At 65.9% G+C, this 20,215-nt stretch carries 20 protein-coding genes, 1 tRNA gene and 1 pseudogene; 15 read left to right on the top strand and 7 right to left on the bottom strand.

What is annotated here, in order from left to right; genetic code table 11:
• The first annotated feature begins 140 nt into the window (after positions 1 to 140).
• The 5 genes and pseudogenes from H5J31_RS33555 to H5J31_RS33570 all read left to right on the top strand — a co-directional run bounded on the left by H5J31_RS33555 (position 141) and on the right by H5J31_RS33570 (position 4,473).
• Positions 141 to 1,088 carry an ABC-three component system protein gene (locus tag H5J31_RS33555; RefSeq protein WP_181776695.1) on the top strand — a complete coding sequence of 316 codons (948 nt, stop codon included), beginning with the start codon at positions 141 to 143 and terminating at the stop codon, positions 1,086 to 1,088.
• Positions 1,085 to 1,354, top strand: coding sequence for an ABC-three component system middle component 6 (locus H5J31_RS40585; RefSeq protein WP_407925081.1), 270 nt, complete (start codon positions 1,085 to 1,087; stop codon positions 1,352 to 1,354). The genes H5J31_RS33555 and H5J31_RS40585 overlap by 4 nt, the downstream gene beginning before the upstream one ends.
• A complete protein-coding gene (locus H5J31_RS33560; protein WP_181776696.1) occupies positions 1,329 to 3,074 on the top strand; it encodes an ABC-three component system protein in 1,746 nt (581 codons plus the stop codon). Before H5J31_RS40585 ends, H5J31_RS33560 begins: the two co-directional genes overlap by 26 nt.
• 57 nt (positions 3,075 to 3,131) lie before the next feature.
• Positions 3,132 to 3,830 (top strand): annotated as a pseudogene (locus H5J31_RS33565) (helix-turn-helix domain-containing protein); the annotation flags it as partial.
• Between the two features lie 100 nt (positions 3,831 to 3,930).
• Positions 3,931 to 4,473 carry a site-specific integrase gene (locus H5J31_RS33570; protein WP_236005549.1) on the top strand — a complete coding sequence of 181 codons (543 nt, stop codon included), beginning with the start codon at positions 3,931 to 3,933 and terminating at the stop codon, positions 4,471 to 4,473.
• Positions 4,474 to 4,516: 43 nt separating this feature from the next.
• Here the strand turns inward: H5J31_RS33570 and H5J31_RS33575 are convergent.
• Positions 4,517 to 4,589: transfer RNA gene (locus tag H5J31_RS33575), tRNA-Lys, on the bottom strand.
• Positions 4,590 to 4,688: 99 nt separating this feature from the next.
• Here H5J31_RS33575 and H5J31_RS33580 point away from each other — a divergent pair.
• From H5J31_RS33580 to H5J31_RS33590, 3 genes are all read left to right on the top strand, one after another.
• A complete protein-coding gene (locus H5J31_RS33580) occupies positions 4,689 to 5,228 on the top strand; it encodes a DinB family protein (protein WP_181776698.1) in 540 nt (179 codons plus the stop codon).
• A gap of 25 nt (positions 5,229 to 5,253) precedes the next feature.
• Positions 5,254 to 6,627 (top strand): 3-carboxy-cis,cis-muconate cycloisomerase, encoded by a 1,374-nt coding sequence (gene pcaB / locus H5J31_RS33585; protein ID WP_181776699.1) that lies wholly within the window; start codon positions 5,254 to 5,256, stop codon positions 6,625 to 6,627.
• A gap of 83 nt (positions 6,628 to 6,710) precedes the next feature.
• Positions 6,711 to 7,703 carry an SCO0930 family lipoprotein gene (locus H5J31_RS33590; protein WP_181776700.1) on the top strand — a complete coding sequence of 331 codons (993 nt, stop codon included), beginning with the start codon at positions 6,711 to 6,713 and terminating at the stop codon, positions 7,701 to 7,703.
• 15 nt (positions 7,704 to 7,718) lie between these two features.
• On the opposite strand, the gene H5J31_RS33595 is transcribed toward H5J31_RS33590, so the two are convergent.
• The gene (locus H5J31_RS33595) at positions 7,719 to 8,315 is read right to left on the bottom strand and encodes a DUF4383 domain-containing protein (RefSeq protein ID WP_181776701.1); all 597 of its coding nucleotides are present in this window, start codon (positions 8,313 to 8,315) and stop codon (positions 7,719 to 7,721) included.
• A 196-nt stretch (positions 8,316 to 8,511) separates the two neighbouring features.
• Between H5J31_RS33595 and H5J31_RS33600 the strand changes: the two genes are divergently transcribed.
• Together H5J31_RS33600 and H5J31_RS33605 are read left to right on the top strand one after the other, a co-directional pair.
• Positions 8,512 to 9,432, top strand: coding sequence for a serine hydrolase (locus H5J31_RS33600; protein ID WP_181776702.1), 921 nt, complete (start codon positions 8,512 to 8,514; stop codon positions 9,430 to 9,432).
• Positions 9,433 to 9,498: 66 nt separating this feature from the next.
• Positions 9,499 to 10,338 (top strand): oxygenase MpaB family protein, encoded by an 840-nt coding sequence (locus H5J31_RS33605; protein WP_181776703.1) that lies wholly within the window; start codon positions 9,499 to 9,501, stop codon positions 10,336 to 10,338.
• Here the strand turns inward: H5J31_RS33605 and H5J31_RS33610 are convergent, their stop codons facing one another.
• A complete protein-coding gene (locus tag H5J31_RS33610; RefSeq protein ID WP_181776704.1) occupies positions 10,339 to 11,556 on the bottom strand; it encodes an alpha/beta hydrolase in 1,218 nt (405 codons plus the stop codon).
• A gap of 134 nt (positions 11,557 to 11,690) precedes the next feature.
• Positions 11,691 to 12,638: an alpha/beta hydrolase gene (locus H5J31_RS33615; RefSeq protein ID WP_181776705.1), complete on the bottom strand. Its 948-nt coding sequence runs from the start codon at positions 12,636 to 12,638 to the stop codon at positions 11,691 to 11,693.
• Between the two features lie 144 nt (positions 12,639 to 12,782).
• Here H5J31_RS33615 and H5J31_RS33620 point away from each other — a divergent pair, with 144 nt between their 5' ends.
• The 5 genes from H5J31_RS33620 (at position 12,783) to H5J31_RS33640 (ending at position 18,245) form a co-directional block, all read left to right on the top strand.
• Positions 12,783 to 13,250 carry a MarR family winged helix-turn-helix transcriptional regulator gene (locus tag H5J31_RS33620; protein ID WP_181776706.1) on the top strand — a complete coding sequence of 156 codons (468 nt, stop codon included), beginning with the start codon at positions 12,783 to 12,785 and terminating at the stop codon, positions 13,248 to 13,250.
• A 34-nt stretch (positions 13,251 to 13,284) separates the two neighbouring features.
• On the top strand, positions 13,285 to 14,130 hold the full coding sequence (locus tag H5J31_RS33625) for an SAM-dependent methyltransferase (protein ID WP_181776707.1): 846 nt from the start codon (positions 13,285 to 13,287) through the stop codon (positions 14,128 to 14,130).
• A gap of 547 nt (positions 14,131 to 14,677) precedes the next feature.
• The gene (locus tag H5J31_RS33630; protein WP_181776708.1) at positions 14,678 to 15,214 is read left to right on the top strand and encodes a PadR family transcriptional regulator; all 537 of its coding nucleotides are present in this window, start codon (positions 14,678 to 14,680) and stop codon (positions 15,212 to 15,214) included.
• 10 nt (positions 15,215 to 15,224) lie between these two features.
• Positions 15,225 to 17,243 (top strand): NADPH-dependent 2,4-dienoyl-CoA reductase, encoded by a 2,019-nt coding sequence (locus tag H5J31_RS33635; protein ID WP_181776709.1) that lies wholly within the window; start codon positions 15,225 to 15,227, stop codon positions 17,241 to 17,243.
• A gap of 48 nt (positions 17,244 to 17,291) precedes the next feature.
• Positions 17,292 to 18,245, top strand: a complete 954-nt coding sequence (locus tag H5J31_RS33640) for a prephenate dehydrogenase (RefSeq protein ID WP_181776719.1) — start codon at positions 17,292 to 17,294, stop codon at positions 18,243 to 18,245.
• A gap of 69 nt (positions 18,246 to 18,314) precedes the next feature.
• On the opposite strand, the gene H5J31_RS33645 is transcribed toward H5J31_RS33640, so the two are convergent.
• The 3 genes from H5J31_RS33645 to H5J31_RS33655 form a co-directional block, all read right to left on the bottom strand.
• On the bottom strand, positions 18,315 to 18,551 hold the full coding sequence (locus H5J31_RS33645; RefSeq protein ID WP_181776710.1) for an antitoxin: 237 nt from the start codon (positions 18,549 to 18,551) through the stop codon (positions 18,315 to 18,317).
• Positions 18,552 to 18,636: 85 nt separating this feature from the next.
• Positions 18,637 to 19,569 (bottom strand): TauD/TfdA dioxygenase family protein, encoded by a 933-nt coding sequence (locus H5J31_RS33650; protein WP_181776711.1) that lies wholly within the window; start codon positions 19,567 to 19,569, stop codon positions 18,637 to 18,639.
• Between the two features lie 232 nt (positions 19,570 to 19,801).
• Complete coding sequence (locus tag H5J31_RS33655) at positions 19,802 to 20,140, bottom strand: hypothetical protein (protein WP_181776712.1); 339 nt, start codon at positions 20,138 to 20,140, stop codon at positions 19,802 to 19,804.
• Positions 20,141 to 20,215: the final 75 nt, after the last annotated feature.

The raw sequence follows: 20,215 nt of genomic DNA on the forward strand, positions 1-20,215 counted from the left end.
GATCCCATAGAGCCAAGTTCGGCAACTTGATCGCATTGCACGGTGCGCCTAACGCCATGATCACGTATATGGGGGGTATAGCAGCTATTGACGATCCGTTACGGTAGTGCTTTGAGACTGATGGGGAGGGAAGGACGACCATGGCGCTTCAGTTCATCGAGAGACAAGCTGTCAGATACTTGGTGAAGATGAAGCTAGCTGAGCTTCATGGTAACTCGTTCGAAGACTTCTTTCAGTCGCTAATGTGCCTGCGAGATCCGAGCTTTATTGACGTCCGAACAGCTGGACAACTAGGCGACCAGGGCAGCGATGGCCTATTGCTTCACATTCGAAAGCTATATGCGTGCTACGCGCCCGAAGTGTTTGACGCAGCTAAGACCGTCGCCAAATTTGAATCAGACTTCCAAAAAGCGAAAACAAAGAGGGCGGATCAGTTCGACAAATTTGTATTCGTGCACAATGATCTACGCGGAGTACACCCGGTAATCTCAACCTGCCTTGCCGAACACTCAAAAAAATACAACGACATAAAGTTCGAGCAGTTCGGCTACAGGCACTTTAGAGATGAATCTTGCCGACTAGAGCTCGATCAAGTAGAAGACCTTCTGGGCATGGCCCTACCAGTACAGGAGCTTGCCTATGGTGTTGCACTGGAAGAGCTTGAGCCACTTTTAGCACACTTACGAGAGGGGCGCGTCAGAAACTTCGACCCCACAGAAATAAGCGCGGTATCCAAACAGAAACTCGACTACAACAGGTTCAGCGAAGATGTAAAGGACGAGCTTCGGCGCTCAATTATTCGCAGCGCCGATATCGACGCTTATTACCAAGAATTGATTGATATCACAGAACGCGATGAGGTCGCCGCGGCCTTCCGTGAAGAGTTTCTTCGCATATGCGATAAGATTGATGAGCCGGACGACATACTATGGCAGTTAGAGCAGTACGTTCTAGGGAACGCCTCGGCTCCTATACGGATGCGCAAAGCCGCACTCGCGATCTTGGCATACTTCTTTCAGAGCTGCGATATCTTCAACAACCCACCGCCAGGGTGGAACGCCAGCTTACCTGCGGAGAAATCAGCATGATAACTCCCACGAAAGGTATAGCACCCCAACGAGCCTTGCTGTCCATAGGCGCCCAAATAGCCCAGGTCATAGACTCACCTTTGACCGTCAGTCAGGCGTGGGCCAGATTCAAGTCTTGGCGATCTGATAACGGACATCATGCCACTGTGCCATTCTGGTGGTTTACACTCGCCTTAGACCTTCTCTTCTCGCTCGGACTTATCGAGTTCGACGGGGAATTGCTCACATTGAGGAGGCAGCATGCTGCGGCGATTGAGCGCTCGTGACGACAGGTTTAAGACCGTTGAATTTAAAGACGGGCTAAACATTGTCGTCGCCGACAAAGCCGGAGGCTCAACCGAGACCGATAGCCGAAACGGCGCCGGGAAATCCAGCATAGTCGAACTTCTACACTTTCTCCTGGGCGGCAAGGGCGATCGCCGTTCCTTTCTCGGAAAAGACGTGTTGCGTTCGATCGAGTTTCAGCTTCTCCTCGACTGGCCCACACTGGACTCCGGCCGACCCCTTGCTGTTCGCCGAAGCCAAGAGACATCTGGACAAATACATATTTATCCAGACGTCTCGGAGTCTCGGCTCTCCAGCGAGAGCTTTAGAACCCTGACGCTTGCCGAGTGGCAACGAATTATCGAGCGTGACTTGTTCGCTCTCTCCTCGCCCCTTCCTGGCATAAGCGGTCGTTCGATGCTGTCTCTCTACATGCGCAGGATTAGCGCAAATGCCTTTAACGAGGCTATTAAGACTTCCCCTCAGCAGACACATGCTGATGCAAGCTCGAACCTTGCATATCTCCTAGGTTTAGATTGGCAACTAGCCGCGAAATACCGCCAACTGTCAGCACGAGAATCTACACGTCGACAACTGGCTGCGGCATCAAAAGACCCAGTTTGGGGTAAGATTGTTGGTCGATCGAGCGAGCTACGCGGCCAGATAAATGAAGTTCAGTCTCGCGTTCGAGACCTCGAAAATCAGATTTCATCCTTCCGCGTCGTTCCCGAATACGAGCGATTGCAGGCGCAAGCTGACGAAATTGATCAAAGAATCCGGCAAGCTCGAAACGAAGACGTTGCCGATCGGCGCAATCTTGCAGATCTCGAAGGCGCCATGGTCGAGGCAGTCGACCCAGACGTTGACTACCTCTCAGACGTCTACACAGATCTGGGCGTCCTCCTCGGCGAAGCCGTGACTCGGCGCTATGAGGAAGTGAGAGAATTTCATTCCTCTATTATCCGCAATCGTCGATCCTATCTAGAAAGCGAAGCCGAGACGCTACGCATCCGACTGCGCGAGAGAGAAGCTGAACGAATCCGTCTGGGCAATGAGCAAGCAAGTCTCCTTCAGACTCTCAATGAAGGAGGTGCACTTGACGCCCTAACAGCACTTCAGCAAGCCCTCGCACGCGAGAGAGCGCTTCTTGAGTCGCTTAGAAACAGGTTTGAAGCTGCCCAAACTTTGGAGGCAAGCGCCGCTGAAATTAAGGCCGACCGCGCGCAATTAGAAGCACAGATGCGGGCAGACTTAATAGAGCGAAATAACATTATCGATGATATTGTTGAGCGCTTCCGTCAGTACGCAGTGACCCTTTATGGAACAGGACGACTGGCCTACCTTGAGGTTGAGCCGACTAACACACACTTGAAGATCGTTCCGCACATTGACAGTCAAGATAGTCGCGGCATTGGTAACATGGTCATGTTCTGCTTCGATCTTGCGGTGGCTGTAACTGCACATAGAGGCCGGCGAGGCCCAGACTTTCTTGTTCATGACAGTCATCTGTTTGATGGCGTAGACGAGCGCCAGGTTGCCCGCGCTCTTGAACTCGCGCGCGAAGTTACCCAAGAGGAAGAGATGCAATACGTTGCCACTATCAATTCAGATGATTTAACAAAGGCCCAGGCTTCCAACAGTGACTTCAGTGAAGCCATCATCCCTCCGCGCCTCACCGACGCATATGAAGACGGCGGCTTGTTCGGCTTCAGGTTCTCCTAACTCTCGAAGTTAGGCCGACGCCAGCTCGCGTGGCGCCATCGCTGTTAGCCTGGGGGTATGCGTGGTGCGGGTGATCAGCTCAGCATCGGGGAGCGTATTGCCTTCTACCGGCGGCGGCGTGGTCTGTCGCAGGCGGTTCTTGCTGACTTGGTGGGCCGTACTGAGGACTGGTTGAGCAAGATCGAGCGCGGCGAACGCGAGATCCGGCGCTTGGACGTGCTGGCCGACGTGGCGCGGGGCCTGCGGGTGACGCTGGGGGATCTCCTCGGCGAACCGGTGCTGATGGAGGACGAGGACAAGAACGAAGACGTCCCAGCCATCCGCGACGCGCTCATGGCCCCTCGACGCCTGTCCCGCACCCTGTTTTCTTCGGCCATGTCGCCGGAGTACATCGACCCCGCTCCGGTGGCTCAGCTGGTGGAAGGTGCCTGGTCCAGCTATCAGAGGGGCGACCTCGGCCGCGTCGTCGCCGCGCTGCCGGGCCTGATCAAGACCAGCCAGGGCATGGAGTCCGCATCAGCCGATGACGCTGCCTACCGGCGGGCCTGTGCAGCGGTGTCGGCCCGCGTTCATCACCTGGCCGCCACCACGCTGAGCAAGATCGGTGAGGCCGACCTCGCGTGGATTGCCGCTGAACGCGCCATGCAAGCGGCCGACGAGGCTGATGACCCGCTGGTCTTGGCTTCGGCTGCCCGTTCCGGCACTCACGCGCTCCTGGCGGTCGGCCGGTTCGATGACGCGCTTGAGCTGGGGGACGGCGAAGAAGAAGCCGCGCGCCCTGGACGCGGACGAGCGCGCTGGGTGGCTGGCGCAGCTGGAGGCGAACGAGAAGGCGGTTCGCTGGGATCTGCCCGACTTGTCCCGGTTCATGATGGCGACCGGTGTCCGGGTCGGTGAAGCGCTCGCGACGTTCTGGGAGGACGTCGACCTGGTGGCGAGCACGGTCGACATCACGCACACCGTGGTCCGGATCAAGGGTCAGGGGCTGCTCCGCAAGCCTCGCCCGAAGAGCGAGTCGAGCAAACGGGCGCTCCCGCTCCCCTCCTGGGCCGTGGAGCTGCTGAAGAAGCGGGCGGCGGCAACCGGCCCCATCTTCCCCAGCACGACGGGTGGGATGCGCGACCCGAACAACGTCCTGCGGGTCATCCGAGAGATTCGCGGTGGAGAGGACTTCCTTTGGGTCACCTCGCACACCTTTCGGAAGACGACGGCGACCGCGCTGGACGACGCGGGGGTGCCGACGCGGCTGATCGCGGACCAGCTCGGCCACTCGCGGGTGTCGATGACGCAGGACAACTACCTGGAGCGGAAGACGGTCGACCCCGCCACGGCGAAGGCCCTGGAGGGGCTGTTGGATAAACCGTCCGACCCCAAAACCGGGGATAAACCGGGGAGATGATCTTGCCCCTGGGTGGCCCACAAGCGTGGACCAGGCGAAAGAGTGGGCCGCCTGGGGCTCGAACCCAGAACCTACGGATTAAAAGTCCGCAGCTCTACCAATTGAGCTAACGGCCCGTGCGGCCGAGTCTAGTAGATCGCCGCCGACCACCAGGATGCCGGGGCCGCCGCTCGGGCGCCACGGAATTGTCGGGGGTGTCTGTCAGTGTCGGGATCATGGACACGATCCCCGAGGAGAACTACTCCCCCCAGTGGTCCGGCGACCGGCCGGAGGCGCCGCGGCTGGCCGGCGAGCGCGAGATCCTGACGTCCACGCTCGATTGGCATCGTCGCACCTTCGAGCTGAAGTGCCAGGGCCTGACGCCGGAGCAGATGGCCGCGCGGGCGGTGGGGCCGTCGACGATGTCGCTGCACGGGCTGCTCAGGCACCTCACGGGAGTCGAGCGCTGGTGGTTCCGCATCCAGTTCGCGGGCGAGGACGTCCCGATGCTCTATTACTCCGACGAGCGGCCGGAGCAGGACTTCGAGGACACCGGCGGCGACGTCGAGGCGGCTTGGGCGGCGTGGCATGAGGAGTGCGATCGGTCGCGGGCGATCGTGGCGAAGGCGACGCTCGACGACACGGGCAGGACCCATGGCAGCGGTGAGCCGTTCTCGCTGCGATGGCTGCTGACCCATCACATCGCCGAGTACGCCCGCCACGACGGCCATGCCGACCTGCTGCGCGAGAGCATCGATGGCAGGACCGGCCACTGACGGACGGGGGTGCGATGCTGGGCCGATGAACGCCGATCCCGATTCCGGCCTCCTCTCCCCGGTCCGCGCCGGCACGCCCGCCGAGGCGGCGACGGGGGACCTCGCCTGGTTGCGGGCCCTGCTCGACACCGAGGCCGCGCTCGCCAGGGCGCAGGCCCGCACCGGGCTGATCCCGCGGGAGGCGGCCGAGGCGATCACCGAGGCGGCGGCGTCGGTGGACATCGACGTGGTCGCGTTGGCGCGGGAGGCGCGTGCGACGGCGAACCCGGTCGTCGGGTTGATCAAGCGGCTCACCGAGGCGGCCGGCACCGAGTACGTCCATCGTGGCTCGACCAGCCAGGACATCTTCGACACCGCGATGATGCTGGTCGCCGCCCGGACGCGGGAGATCGTCGCGGCCGACCTCGAGGCGACGGCGAGCGCGCTGGGCGACCTCGCCCGCGAGCATCGCGACACGACGATGCCCGGCCGCACCCTCACCGCCCACGCCGTCCCGACCACGTTCGGGCTCAAGGCGGCGGGCTGGCGACAGCTGACGCTCGACGCGCTGGAGCGGCTGAACCGCGTCGTCCTTACTGTCTCGCTCGGCGGCGCGGCCGGGACGCGGGCGGCGTACGCCGAGTACGCGAGCCTCGCGGAGCTGCCCGACGGCTACCCGCAGCGGCTGCAGTCCGCCTTCGCGGAGGAGACCGGCCTCGCCGAGACCACGCTTCCTTGGCACACCCTTCGCACGCCGACAGCGGACCTCGCCGCCGCGCTCTCCTTCACCGCCGCCGCGCTCGGGAAGATCGCGGTCGACGTCCAGTTCCTGACGCGCACCGAGGTCGGCGAGGTCGCCGAGCCGGCGGGCGAGGGCCGCGGCGGTTCCTCGGCGATGCCGCACAAACGCAATCCGGTGCTCGCGACGTTGATCCGTTCGGCCGCGCTGCAGGTTCCGGTGCTGGCCACCGGCGTCACCCAGGCCCTCCTGTCCGAGGACGAACGGTCCGCGGGCGCGTGGCACGCCGAGTGGCAGCTGCTGCGCGAGTGCCTGCGCCTGACCGGCGGCGCCGCGCATACGGCCGCCGACCTCGCCCGCGGCCTGGTCGTGAACGACGACCGGATGCGCCGGAACCTCGGCCTCACGCACGGCCAGATCGTCTCCGAACGGCTGTCCACCGTGCTCGCCCCGATGCTGGGCAAGGCGCGGGCGAAGGAGGTCCTCGGGGAGGCGTCGAGGCTGGCGCTGGAGCAGGGCCGGGCGCTCGGTGAGGTTCTTTCCGACCTCCCGGAGATAACCGGAGTCCTGACCGCGGATTCCCTCACCGACCTGCTGGATCCCGCGGGCTACACGGGCTCCGCGGGGGCACTGACGGACGCCGCGCTGGAAGCTCGCGAAGAAAATCCCGGAACTTCTTGAACCGGTCCCGCGAGGGGTCCGTGTAGGGGGTATCAAGCTCACCGCGCCAAACCGCGGAACCCCTACGAACAAGGAGAAATCCCATGCTTCGCAAGCGTTTCGTCGTCGCAACGGCGTCTGCGGCCGCGGGCCTGGCGCTGCTGTCGGCCTGTTCCGGTGGCACGGAGGCCGCCGCACCCGCCGTCGCGCCGGCCGCCGCAGTCGCCGGAGCGGGCGGAAACGCCCCCGCGGCCAAGGGTGAGACCAAGGTGGCCGTGGCGGAAGCCGGGGATCTCGGTCAGGTGCTCGTCGACAAGGACGGGTTCACCTTGTACCGCTTCGACAAGGACAGCGCGAAGCCGCCGAAGTCCACTTGCGAGGGTGACTGCGCCAAGGCCTGGCCGCCGGTGCTCGCGGACGGCGACGTGCAGATCGAAGGCGTGGACCAGGCCCTGGTCGGTGAGCTGACCCGCGCCGACGGCCAGAAGCAGGTCACGGTCGGTGGCTGGGCGCTCTACCGCTACGCCAAGGATGTGAAGGCGGGCGAGACGAAGGGCCAGGGCGTCGGCAGCACCTGGTACGCGGCGAACGCGAAGGGCGGCAAGGCCGGGCAGGCCGCGAAGGAAGCGCCTGCGGAGAAGAAGGCGGACGGTGCCACGAAGCTGGTCGCCAGCAACGTCGACGGCATCGGACCGGCCATTGTGGACCAGGAGGGCTTCACCCTCTACATGTTCACCAAGGACAAGAAGAACAAGCAGCCGACCTGCAACGGTGACTGCGCCAAGACCTGGCCGCCAGTGCTCGCCGAGGGCGACGTCCAGCTCGAAGGCATCGACGCGAAGCTGCTCGGCACCGTGAAGCGCGCGGACGGCACCACCCAGGTCACCGTCGGCGGCTGGGCCGTCTACCGCTACGCCAAGGACACAGGAGCCGGTGAAGCGAACGGTCACGGCGTCGGCGGCACCTGGTTCGTCATCGAGCCCGCCGGCTGCAAGAGCACCGCGCCGGTGAAGGAAAAGGCCGCCCAGAGCGGGAACGCCGCCCCCAAGAAGGAGGAAGGCGCCCCCGCCGCAGGCGGAACCGAGTACGGCTACTGAGCCGCTTAGAGGAACCTAGTGGGCAAGGCCCGGCGGTCGCTCTTCACGAGCGATGGCCGGGCTTTTCTCGTGCTTCGGCCGTCGCGAGTCGTCCGGCAGGGGTTCGACGACCGTGGTGCTGTCGACCCGGTCCTCCACCACCGTCTCCTCTTCGTCCTCCGGCAGCAGCACCTTGTGCCGCGCGGGCAGGAAAGCGATCAGCAGACCGAGCGCGGCGAGGCCGAGGTGCAGCCAGTTGTCCGGCCCGTTGAGGTTGAACGGGTTGCCGGCCTGCGAAACCGGGTTGGTCGAAACGGTTCCGGTGATCATGAGACCCCAGACGAACAGCGCGCCGAAGGCGGCGAACGTCAGCAGGCCGAAGATCCGGGAACGGCCCGAGCCGAACGTCAGCAGCAGGCCGATCGCCCCGATCAGGACGAACCCGAGGTTGTAGAACGGGTTCACCGAAAACCCGAGGACAGTGGCCGGGTTGTAGCCGACGAAATCGGCGAACCCGGTCCTGGTGAAGCCCACGATCCCGAACACCAGGAAGGCCAGGCTGGTCAGCCCGGCGAGAACCTGCGCGGGCTGAAGCCCCGCCGTCCGAATACGAGGGCGTTGTGCACGTGCCATTGCTCCGCCTTCCAGAGTTGGCCACCTAGAGTCACGCCACCGTCAGATACCCAGGCGACCTCCCGGACAAACCGGAAAAGCGTTCCAAGTCAACTGTGCGCTTTCGGACCGTTACCGCTTCGCTCTCAAACGAGACTTATGCCACACGAACGGCCTAGAACGCGAACACGAACGTGTGTTCCGGCCAACAAGTCATGTGGGCAAGGTGAGCGGGGTCTTCCTTCTGGTGGGGCTATGTCTCGGCGCCATCATGGCGATGCTGTTGATTCCTCCGGCACGCAGTGACACGACCGTGGTCGCCGACGCGGCGTCGGGGGCGGCCGCGATGAGCGTCGAACCCGAAGCGAGTGAGCCCCGGGCTTCGACGGAGCCATCGCCGCCGCCGTCCCCTTCGCCGTCACCGTCGAAGTCGGCCGTCCCCGGCAAGCCGCCCATCGACGCGAAAGCGCTCGCCGAGCTCAACCCCGGCGGACAGGTGAGCGTGATCGTCTACGACCGCACCACCAAGAAGAACACGGTTTCCCTTCAACCGGACCGTTCCTACACGTCGGCGTCGCTGGTGAAGATCCTCATCGCACTGCAGGCACTGCAGGATGGAGCGCCGCCGGGAACCGTGCAGCGCATGCTTTCGGCGAGCGACGACAACATTGCCAGCGCGTTGTGGTCGGCCCACGGCGGCGCGGCCATCGTCACCCGCTGGGCGACCAAGATCGGGCTCGGCGGCACCCGCCCGCCCGAAGATCCCGGACGCTGGGGCGACACCCGGATCACCGCCGCGGACATCGCGAAGATCTACCGCTACCTCTTGGATCAGGCCGGCTCGGGAACACGGACGATCATGCGGGCGCTGAGCGGCGCGACAGAAAGCGGCGCCGACGGGATTCGCCAGTATTTCGGCATTCCGGACGGCGTCGGCGAACTCCCGTGGTCGATCAAACAGGGCTGGTCGTGCTGTCGCGGTGCCCGGATCCTGCACACCTCCGGTGTCGTCGGCAAAGACGACCGCTACGTCGTCGTGGTGCTGACTTCGCAGCCGACGTCGACCACCTACGCCAGCGGCGGGAAGCGGGTGACCGAGGTGGTGAAAGCGCTGGTCCCGAGCCTGACCACACCCTGACGCACTATTGACGACCTGTAAACAAGGTGGGACAGTGGCCGCACGCCACTCTTCCGGGAGGTCGTCATGAGCACCCGCGCCCAGCCCTCCACCTTGACCCCGCTCGGTCCGGATTCCGTTGCCTGGCAAGTGGTCGGCGACCGGAGACTGCTGCTCGGCGCGGGCACCGCGCTGCTGCTGCAGGTCGCGCATCCGGTGGTCGGCGCCGGTGTCCACGACCATTCGAACTTCACCGAAGATCCGTGGGGACGCCTCGACCGGACCATCGATTCCTTGCTGTCACAGGTTTTCGGCGGCCGGGAGGCGATCGCGGAGGCCGAGCGACTGCGCGAGCTGCACAAGACGATCAAGGGCGTCGACCATCATGGCGAGCGCTATCACGCGCTGAATCCCGAGGCGTACTGGTGGGTTCACGGTTCGACGTTCTGGACGACCGTCCGCATGCAGGACGTCTTCGTGCGTCCCCTGTCCCACAAGGAAAAACGCCGCCTCTACGCGGAATGGCGACAGCTCGGTCTCCTGCTCGGCCTTCGCGAGCACCACATGCCCTCGTACCTCGAAGCGTTCGAAGAGTACTTCGACGACGTCGTCGCGAACAGGCTCGAAGACAACCACACGGTCCGGGAGCTGCTGGAATCGATCAGTATGCGCGACACGCCTCCGCCGCCATGGTGGTTCTTACCGGAAACGCTGTGGCGCCCTGTCCGGCCCGCGGGCGGCAATGTCCTGACGCTGTGCGCGATCGGCCTGCTCCCGTCGGCGTTGCGCGAACGCCTGAGTCTCAAGTGGACGGACGCCGACGAGCGCCGTCTCCGACGTCTGGCCGCCGTCACGCGCACGGCCGGGAAACGGGCTCCTGACCGGCTTCGCTTGTATCCCAAGGCCTACCGCGCCCAGCGCGGATGACTACTCGACGACGTCGACCAGGGCGCCCTTGGCGCCGGTGTTGGGCAGCGGCCAGGCGCCGACCCCGCCGTTGGTGACGATCTTCTTGTCCTGCGGCGCGCACGGCGGCAACGTCCGCGCGCCGATCCACGCCAGCACATCGGGAACCTGTGCCTTGAAGGTGTTCATGTTGTGCCCGGCGTCCGGGATCCGCCACGACGACAGCGTCGCGGGGGCGCGGACGGCCGCCTGCATCTGATCGATCGAGAAGCTCTCGAAGCTTTCCTTTTCGCCGGCGATCGCGAGGATGTCGACGGGCGCCGGATGCCGCTGCATGTTCAGGGTGATCGTGTTCGCGTCGACGATGTCCTGCCTGCCCTTGAACAGGTTTTCGGTCTCCGCGTCGACCGAAGCCTTGTAGTAGCCGCTGACGCTCGCCGCCTGGCCGTACCACTGCGGATGCCGGGTCACCAGGTTCATCGCGCAGTAGCCGCCCGAAGACCAGCCCGCCATGGTCCACGCCTTCCGCTGCGGGTTGGCGCCGAGTTTCTCGATCGCCCAGTCGCGGATATCGGCGCTCAGGTAGGTGTCGTTGGCGGTGCCGTCGACCTGGTCGATGCATTCGGTGTCGTGGCCGACCTTGGGTTTCCCGGTCGGATCCGGGATGACCACGAGGGTCGGCGGGAGCACGTGCTTCGCGATGGCCGCGTCGAGCCTGGCGGGCAGTTCGTAGGGCCCGGTTACCACCTCGGGGCCGGAGGGGTAGTTCGGGATCCATTCGATGACCGGGAACTTGAGCGACCGGTACGCGGGATCGTAGTACTGGGGCGGGAAGTAGACCGAGACGTCGCGGGTGAGGCCGGTGCGTTTGCCGGTCACCGTCATATGCACGACGGAACCCTTGCCCTCCTTGGCGCGCATCGCGCCGGCGTCCCGCAGCTTGTCGAGATCCCCGCCGTTCTCACTCGCGACGGCGTTGACGTTGTCCCCGGAGTACACGCCGGTGCCGAACAGGGCGCCGACCGTCGGGAAGAACCCGCCGATCATGTTCCCGCCCATCCCGGTGCTGACCACGATCAGCACCACCGCGGTGAGGATGGTGGCGCTGCGGCCGATCACCTTGCGGCGCCAGCGTTCCCAGAAGAACGGCACCGCGATGATCGCGAGCAACGTCAGCACCACGACGATGACGAGGTTCAGCGTCGAATCCAGCCGGATGGCACTCAGTCCCAGTCCCATGGCGATCTCGTCCCTCCCGGCCGGAGCGCGTCCTCGCGACGCGATCCCACATCTGGATCAAGAGACGTCCGACCACCGGGAAGTGTTGTCCAGGGTGACACGCGTCACCCTGGACAAACTGTGGTCTGCGCTACTCAGCCTTCGAGGGCGGTCCGCAGGACCCCGATCGCCTGCTTGATCGCGGCTTCGGCGGCGTGGGTTTCGCGCAGCGCGTTCAGCATGACGAAGTCGTGGATGATGCCCTGGTAGCGCACGGCCGTCACGGGTACTCCCGCCTGGCGCAGCTTGGCCGCGTAGGCCTCGCCTTCGTCGCGCAGGACGTCGGCCTCGCCGGTGATGACCAGCGCCGGGGGCAGGCCGGCGAGCTCGTCGAGGCTCGCGCGCAGCGGCGACGCGGTGATCTCGGCGCGCTGTGCGGGGTCGGTCGTGTACTGGTCCCAGAACCACTTCATCCCGTCGAGGGCGAGGAAGTAGCCGTCGGCGAACTTCCGGTACGACTCGGTGTCGAAGTTCGCGTCGGTGACCGGGTAGAAGAGCACCTGCTGACGGAAGGCGACGTCACCGCGCTGCTTTGCCATGAGGGTGAGCGCCGCGGTCATGTTCCCCCCGACGGAGTCCCCCGCGATGGCGATCTTCGTGCTGTCGAGGCCGTTCTCGGCGCCGTGTTCGGCGACCCACTTCGCGACGGCGTAGTTCTGCTCGATCGCGACCGGGTAGCGCGCCTCGGGCGACCGGTCGTACTCGGGGAAGACGACGGCCGCGCCGGTGCCGACGGCGAGTTCGCGGACCAGGCGCTCGTGGGTGTGGAAGTTCCCGAAGACCCAGCCCGCGCCGTGGATGTAGACGATCACCGGGAGCGGACCGGTGACGCCCCGCGGCCGGACGATGCGGACCTCGACGCCGTCGACGTGCGTGGTCTCGACGTCCGCGGTGGGCAGTTCGACGTCGCCGGACTGGACTTCGTCGACGGCCTTGCGACCTTCCTCGGGCGCCAGCTCGAAGAGGAACGGCGGGGCGGCGGTGGCCTCCGCGAACGCCTGGGCGGCCGGCTCGAGGGCGAGGTTGTGCGGGTTGGCGGTCATTTCTGCCTCCTGGAGTCCGAAGTCGATGACCTGAAGGTAGCTCGCAACTTAGTTGTGCACAACTAAAATGCCCTCAAGGAGATTTAGCCCACTCAAGTGGCGCGCCGAGGCATGATCGGCGCACCATGAGGACAAGGAGGACCGATGCCAAGGGACAACACCGGGTCGCTGTGCCTGGACGATCAGCTGTGCTTCGGCCTGTACGCGGCGTCGCGTGCGGTGACGGCGCTGTATCGGGTGGTGCTCGACGATCTGGGCCTGACCTATCCGCAGTACCTGGTGATGCTCGCGCTCTGGGAAGAGGACGCACGACTGGTCAAGGAACTCGGCACGCTGCTGAACCTCGACTCCGGCACGCTGTCGCCGCTGCTCAAGCGACTGGAGAAGTCCGGACTGGTCCGCCGTGACCGCCAGGCCGACGACGAACGGTCCGTTCGCATCAGCCTGACCGAGGACGGCGCGAAGCTGAAGGAACGCGCGAGCGGGATCCCGGGGGTCATCGGCGACGCGATGGGCCTCGACAAGGACGGGCTCGCCCGCACCCGCGCGGATCTCGATCGCCTGACCGAATCCGTGAACGCCTACCGCGAGGCCTACGTTCCCGCCGGTTAGCATGGGATTACCGGTGCGGACGAAGGAACTTGCGATGATCGATCACGACGCGGCCCTCAAAGCCGTCGAGAGCAGCTTGGACCGGCCGTCCGCGGCGCGGGTCTACGACTACTTCATCGGCGGGGACACCCACTACGCCATCGACCGCGAGTTCGCCGAGAAGGTGCGCAAACGCCTGCCGCTGATGGGCGACTACTGCCTGACCAGCAGGCAGTTCCTCGGCCGCGCCGTGCGGCACTGCGCGGAACTGGGCATCCGGCAGTTCGTCGACATCGGCTCCGGCCTGCCGACCGCCGGCAACGTGCACGAGGTCGCCGACGAGGCGCGACCGGAGGAGGACACGCACGTCCTCTACATCGACAACGAGCCGATCGCGCTCGCGCATTCGACGCTGCTGCTCGCCGACACCGCCGACCCGGACCGCCACCACGCGATCGCCGCGGATCTGTTCGCCCCCGAGGACCTCTGGGACCGGGTGATGGACTCCGGCATCATCGACGTCCGGCAGCCGGTGGCGCTGGTGATCAACGCGGTCATGCACTTCATCAAGGACGACCAGGACCCGGACGGGCTGCTCGACTTCTACCGCGACCGGCTCGCGCCCGGGTCGCTGCTGGTGCTCTCGCAGATGACCAACGAGAACCCGGCCAACGACGAGGAACGCCAGGCACTGCTGGACATCCTGGAGTACTACGAGACCACCACGAATCCCGGTTTCCTGCGCACGATGGACGAGTTCCGGCGGTTCTTCGGCGGCTGGCCGCTGCTGGAGCCGGGCCTGGTCTACGCGCCGGCGTGGCACCCGGACGAGAAGACGGTCTTCGCGGCGGCGCCGTCGGAGTCGCGCGTCATCGGCGGTGTCGCCCGCAAGCCGGAGTAACCCGCTCGTCGTGAGTGTTTTGGGTCGTTAGGGCCAACCGGGTCTTAGGTACCTACGGTCGGGCGGGTTGGCGTGACTGGACGGACGTCACACGTGACTGGACGGACGGCAAGCGTGACTGGACGGACGGCACGCGTGACTGGACGGACGTCACCGAGTGTCGTCCGTCTGATCACGGGCGTCGTCCGTCGGATCACGTGTGCCGTCCACTCAGTCACGCGAAAGCACTGACCCGGCCCGGCTTGGTCGTGAGTGGTGAAGGCGGTTAGAGCCAACGGGTTTAGGTACCCACTGGGTTCTGGCTGCGGCGGGTCGTAGGTCCGGTCCGTGAAGGCCTCCTTCCCTACCCTGAAAGTAGGCAAGGAGGCCTTCCCGGACTTCTGGGTCGTCAACGTGCACCAGCAGCGCGGGTGGCCAGGGCTCCGCGCCGTAGTCGGTCAAGGGGCTCGTGAGTAGTAAGGGTCGTTAGAACGACCCAAAACACTCACGACTGACCTGTGACGCGCGTCGCCTTGCAGTGCAACTAGGTGCATATGAAACTAGGTGCATGGCATTGGAGCACGCGATCCTGGTTTCGCTGTCCGAGCGGTCCGGCTCGGGCTATGAGCTGGCGCGTCGCTTCGAGAAGTCCATCGGGCTGTGGTGGAGCGCCTCCCACCAGCAGATCTACCGAGTCCTCAAGCGGATGGAGGACGCCGGCTGGGTCGCCGTCGACCAGGTCGCGCAGTCCGGGAAACCGGACAAGAAGGTCTACACCGTCGGCGACGAGGGCCGGGCCGAACTGGCCCGCTGGCTCGCCGAACCCGATCCCGCCGCCACGGCGCGGGAACTCGCCGTCAAGATCCGCGGTGCGACGCTCGGTGATCCCGGCGCCGTCGCCGCCGAGGTCACCCGGCATCGCGACGCGCACGCGGCCCGCCTCGACGCCTACCTGCTGATCGAGAAGCACGACTTCCCCGACCCCAGCGTCCTGAGTGGACAGTCGTTGCACCAGTTCCTCGTGCTGCGCGGAGGAATCCGAACCGAACAGGGCCACGTCGAGTGGCTTGAGGAAGTCCTCCAGGCATTCCACCACGATGCGTAAGGACCCAGCGATGAGCCAGTACCCGAACCTGCTGTCCCCGCTCGATCTCGGCTTCACCACCCTTCGCAACAGGGTGATCATGGGCTCGATGCACACCGGTCTCGAAGACAAGGAAGCGCATTTCCCTCAGCTGGCCGAGTATTACGCAGAACGCGCCCGCGGTGGCGTCGGACTGATCGTCACCGGCGGGTTCGCCCCGAACCGGACCGGCTGGCTGCTGCCGCTCGCATCGAAGCTCACGACGCGCGCGGAAGCCAAGGCGCACAAGCAACTCACCGACCCCGTGCACGAGGCGGGCGGCAAGATCGCGCTGCAGATCCTGCACGCGGGCCGGTATTCCTACCACCCGCTGAGCGTTTCCGCTTCGGGTATCAAGGCACCGATCAACCCGTTCAAACCGCGGGCGCTCTCCGGTTACGGCGTGCTGCGGCAGATCCGCGCGTTCGCCGATTGTGCCTTCCTGGCCAAGGAAGCGGGCTACGACGGCGTCGAGATCATGGGCTCCGAGGGTTACTTCATCAACCAGTTCCTCGCCGAGCGGACCAACAAGCGTACCGACAAATGGGGCGGCAGCGCGGAAAACCGCCGGAGGATCGCCGTCGAGATCGTGCGCCGCACGCGTGAGGCGGTCGGCGAGGACTTCATCATCATCTACCGGCTGTCCATGTTGGACCTCGTCGAAGGCGGCCAGCGCTGGGAGGACGTCGTCGCCTTGGCCAAGGAGGTCGAAGAGGCGGGCGCGACGATCATCAACACCGGCATCGGCTGGCACGAGGCGCGGGTGCCGACGATCGTGACGTCGGTGCCGCGCGCGGCCTTCACCTGGGTGACCGGGAAACTCAAGCCGCACGTCGGGATCCCGGTGGTCACGTCGAACCGCATCAACATGCCGGAGGTCGCCGAGGAGGCGCTGGCCGGCGGCGACGCGGACCTGGTGTCGATGGCGCGGCCGTTCCTCGCCGACCCGGAGTGGATCCGCAAGGCGGAGACGGGGCGCGAGGACGAGATCAACACCTGCATCGCCTGCAACCAGGCCTGCCTCGATCACGCGTTCAAGCGGAAACTGGTGTCCTGCATGGTGAATCCCCGCGCGGGACACGAGACCACGCTGACCCTTTCGCCCACCCGCAAGACCAAACGCGTCGCCGTCGTCGGCGCCGGTCCCGCCGGGCTCGCGGCCGCGACCAGCCTCGCCGAACGCGGTCACGCCGTCGAACTGTTCGAGGCCGACGACGAGATCGGCGGCCAGTTCGGGATCGCGCGCAAGATCCCCGGCAAGGAGGAGTTCGCGGAGACCATCCGGTACTACACGCGACGTCTGGAGGTCACCGGCGTCAAGGTCCATCTCGGGACCCGCGTGACCGCCGACGACGTCATCGAGGCCGGTTTCGACGAGGTCGTGCTGGCCACCGGTGTGGCGCCGCGGGTCCCGTCGCTGCCCGGGATCGGCCACGCCAAGGTTCTGTCCTATGTGGACGTCGTCAAACACGGGAAGCCGGTCGGCGACAAGGTCGCGGTGATCGGCGCGGGCGGGATCGGCGTGGACGTCAGCGAATTCCTGACGCACACCACCTCCCCCGCGCTCGATCTGGACGCGTGGATGGCCGAATGGGGCGTCACCGATCCCGAGCACGCGGCGGGCGGGCTGACCGAGCGGAAGGTCGAGCCGTCACCACGGCAGGTCTTCCTGCTGCAGCGCAAGAAGTCCGGTATCGGCGCGGGGCTGGGCAAGACCAGCGGGTGGGTGCATCGGGCGGCACTGAAGGCCAAGGCTGTCGAACAGCTCACCGGCGTCACCTACGACCGGATCGACGACGACGGCCTGCACATCACCGTCGGTGACGAACCGCGTGTGCTCGATGTGGACACCGTCGTCGTCTGCGCCGGACAGGAGCCGGTGCGCGACCTCGCCGACGGGCTGCGGGCGGCCGGGCTGCCGGTGCATCTGATCGGCGGCGCCGACGTCGCGGCGGAGCTGGACGCCAAGCGGGCCATCGATCAGGGAACTCGCCTCGCCGCTGCTCTCTGACGTGGAGGCTCGCAGATGGCAGGATGAACCCTTGTGCGAGACGTATGCGTGATCGGGCTCGGGTTGATCGGCGGATCGCTGCTGCGTGCAGCGAATTCGATCGGCCGCACCACGTTCGGGGCGACGACCTCGGAGGCTGACGCGGACGCCGCGAGCAGAGCGGGTTTCGACGTGACCACGCAGGTCGAGGCCGCGCTGAGCAAGGCGGCGGAGCGTGACGCGCTGATCGTGCTCGCGGTGCCGCTGCCCGCGGTCGAGGACGTGCTGCGGACGGTTTCGCGGGTCGCCGGGCACTGCGTGCTCACCGACGTCACCAGCGTGAAGGGCCCGGTACTGGACTCCGTCCGGCGGCGGACGCCGTACGCGAAGTTCGTCGGCGGGCATCCGATGGCCGGCACCGCGGAGTCCGGTTGGAAGGCGAGCAACCCGGCGTTGTTCGGCGGGGCCGCGTGGGTGCTGGGCGTCGAGCACGACACCGACCTGAAGGCGTGGGCCGAGGTCGCCCAGCTGGTGCTGGACGTCGGTGCGCACGTCGTACCGCTGCCGGCGGACTCGCACGACGAGACGGTCGCGCGGATCTCGCATCTGCCGCATATCTTCGCGGCCATCCTGGCCACGATCGGCGCGCAGGGCGGCCCGCTGGCGATGTCGCTGGCGGCCGGGTCCTACACGGACGGCACGCGGGTGGCCGGGTCGAGCCCGTCGCTGGTGCGGGCGATGACCGAGGGGAACCGGGACGCGCTGCTGCCGATCGTCGACGAGGCGCTCGGGCGACTGGGCGCCGCACGGGGCTCGCTGGCGTCGACGGGCGGGCTCGCGGTGACGGTCAACGCCGGACACGAGGGCGCGCAAGCGTTTGCGGCCAGCAAGGACGCGGAACGCGCCGGGGTGCGGATCGATCTGACGGCGCAGGACGCGCGAGACGGCCTGATCGCACTCGGCGAGCGCGGTGGCCGGATCACTTCGATCGACGGCGACACCGCGCTCGGCGAGGTCTCCTGACGCGTTTCGTCCTCTGGATGCGGTAGTTGCGCGTGCAAGGACCGCATTCAGAGGACGAAATGCCGGGGGTTACTGGCCCTGCGGCGGCTGCTGGTTCTGCTGCTGGGGCTGGTCGTCCGGGGTGTCGTCGTACTTGTTGATGAAGCCCTTCGCCTTGTCGACCCCGGAGTCGATCTGGGAGTCGTGACCGGAGAACTTCGACTTCGCGAAGTCCGCGGCCTTGTCGAGGCCGCCCTCGATCTTGTCGTTGTGCTCGCGCAGAGCGTCGGTGGCCTTGTTCTTCAATTCATCGAAGTTGATGCCCATGACCTCATCGTCACACAGGTTCCGGGGTGCACGCCCGGGCCGGGAGCGCTGATCACCCGTCGCGGGGACGCCCTCTTCCGGGTGATCAGAACGGCCGGTCACCCACGATGGCGACACGTTCGGCCACCCGCCGATACGGGTGGTAGTCGTTGACGGCGTAGTGCTGAGTGGCGCGGTTGTCCCAGAAGGCCACCGAGCCGGGCTGCCAGGCGAAGCGCACCTGGAGCTCCGGGATGTGCGCGCGACTGAAGAGGTACCTCAGGAGCTTGTCGCTCTCTTCGCGTTCGAGTCCGACGATGTGTGTCGTGAAGGCCTGGTTCACGAAGAGGGTGCGCCGCCCGGTCTCCGGATGCGTGCGGACGACCGGATGCTCGACCGGCGGGAAGGCGTCCTGATGCCGCAGCAGCAGTTCCGGGTCGGAGAAGCGGTCGAAGCCGGGGATGAAGTCGTGTACCGCGGTCAGCCCGTCGATACGTTCACGGATGTCCTCGGGCAGGTTGTCGTAGGCGGCGGCCATGTCGGCCCACATCGTGTCGCCGCCGACCGGCGGGACCTCGATCAGCCGCAGGACCGAGCCGAGCGCCGGCGCGGGCCGGAACGTGACGTCCACGTGCCAGATGTTCTCGAACGCCGGCATGGTCGCCGAACGGGCGAAGCGGGTGGTGTCCTCGGTTTCGCCCTTCGGGATGAACGGGTTCGTCTCCAGTTCGCCCCAGTTGGCGGCGAACGCGCGCTGGTGCGCCGAAGTGATGCGCTGGTCGCGGAAGAACAGCACCTTCCACTCCAGCAGGGCGCGGTTCAGCTCCGCGTGGAGGGCGGGCGTCAGCGGCTCGGCGAGGTCGACGCCACCGATCTCGGCACCGATCACCCGCCCCAGCGGACGCAGCGTGAAGAGCTCGTAGGGGCGTTCTTCGACGCCGTCGGGCAGGCGCCGCAGCAAGCGCGGGCCTTCGAGGATCCCGCCGTCGGGGACGGTCGCGGGGCGGATGCGGACGCGGTCGGGCAGCTCTACGGACATGCCGGCTCCAAGGTTTCCGATTTCCGGGTTGACGAAAACAGGCCACCTTCACGGATGGCCTTCGCGGGAAATGCGGTTACGCGGGCGGCGAGCCCAGCCGTCCACGGCGCAGGAGCAGAGCGGCGACGCCTTCACCCAGTGAGCGGTGCGGCGCGAACTCCCAGATGGTGGACACCTGGCCATAGTGTCCCCTGGTCGGCATGCGGTCAACCACGTCCACGACGCGGGACGATCATCGACGCCGCTCGTAGGGGAAGCTGCCCGACCAAGCGTTCCGCTCCTCGCGTGGCCGCAGCGCCTCGGCGAGCACCCACTGCGAATGCGTGGTCCCGCCCCGTCCGACCGGACCGAGCTGGAAGGTCACCCAGCCGACCCAATGCCCCGTCGTCGTCGCCCGCCACATCCCCAGCAGTCCGGGGACGACGACCGTCAGGTCCAGGCCGTCGGGCAGGCGGGTCTTCACCGCGCCGATGGGGTAGGCCACCGTGAGGTCGACCCATACGGGCTGGTGGGGCCGGACCATGTGGAGGTGACGCGGCCCCGGCGGCATCGTGTCACCAGTGTCGAGCATGCGTCGATTATGCGTGACATCTCGAACATTAGTTCGACTGGGTGCTCGCCCTCCCCCGGACGGGTGGTACTTCTC

This window comes from Amycolatopsis pittospori, from assembly GCF_013870525.1.
Taxonomy (GTDB): Bacteria; Actinomycetota; Actinomycetes; order Mycobacteriales; family Pseudonocardiaceae; genus Amycolatopsis; species Amycolatopsis pittospori.

Coding starts and splice junctions, on each gene's coding strand:
- H5J31_RS33555 (WP_181776695.1), top strand. CDS start 141: ATGGCGCTTCAGTTCATCGAGAGACAAGCTGTCAGATACTTGGTGAAG.
- H5J31_RS40585 (WP_407925081.1), top strand. CDS start 1,085: ATGATAACTCCCACGAAAGGTATAGCACCCCAACGAGCCTTGCTGTCC.
- H5J31_RS33560 (WP_181776696.1), top strand. CDS start 1,329: ATGCTGCGGCGATTGAGCGCTCGTGACGACAGGTTTAAGACCGTTGAA.
- H5J31_RS33580 (WP_181776698.1), top strand. CDS start 4,689: ATGGACACGATCCCCGAGGAGAACTACTCCCCCCAGTGGTCCGGCGAC.
- pcaB (WP_181776699.1), top strand. CDS start 5,254: ATGAACGCCGATCCCGATTCCGGCCTCCTCTCCCCGGTCCGCGCCGGC.
- H5J31_RS33590 (WP_181776700.1), top strand. CDS start 6,711: ATGCTTCGCAAGCGTTTCGTCGTCGCAACGGCGTCTGCGGCCGCGGGC.
- H5J31_RS33595 (WP_181776701.1), bottom strand. CDS start 8,315: ATGGCACGTGCACAACGCCCTCGTATTCGGACGGCGGGGCTTCAGCCC.
- H5J31_RS33605 (WP_181776703.1), top strand. CDS start 9,499: ATGAGCACCCGCGCCCAGCCCTCCACCTTGACCCCGCTCGGTCCGGAT.
- H5J31_RS33610 (WP_181776704.1), bottom strand. CDS start 11,556: ATGGGACTGGGACTGAGTGCCATCCGGCTGGATTCGACGCTGAACCTC.
- H5J31_RS33615 (WP_181776705.1), bottom strand. CDS start 12,638: ATGACCGCCAACCCGCACAACCTCGCCCTCGAGCCGGCCGCCCAGGCG.
- H5J31_RS33620 (WP_181776706.1), top strand. CDS start 12,783: ATGCCAAGGGACAACACCGGGTCGCTGTGCCTGGACGATCAGCTGTGC.
- H5J31_RS33625 (WP_181776707.1), top strand. CDS start 13,285: ATGATCGATCACGACGCGGCCCTCAAAGCCGTCGAGAGCAGCTTGGAC.
- H5J31_RS33630 (WP_181776708.1), top strand. CDS start 14,678: ATGGCATTGGAGCACGCGATCCTGGTTTCGCTGTCCGAGCGGTCCGGC.
- H5J31_RS33635 (WP_181776709.1), top strand. CDS start 15,225: ATGAGCCAGTACCCGAACCTGCTGTCCCCGCTCGATCTCGGCTTCACC.
- H5J31_RS33645 (WP_181776710.1), bottom strand. CDS start 18,551: ATGGGCATCAACTTCGATGAATTGAAGAACAAGGCCACCGACGCTCTG.
- H5J31_RS33650 (WP_181776711.1), bottom strand. CDS start 19,569: ATGTCCGTAGAGCTGCCCGACCGCGTCCGCATCCGCCCCGCGACCGTC.
- H5J31_RS33655 (WP_181776712.1), bottom strand. CDS start 20,140: ATGCTCGACACTGGTGACACGATGCCGCCGGGGCCGCGTCACCTCCAC.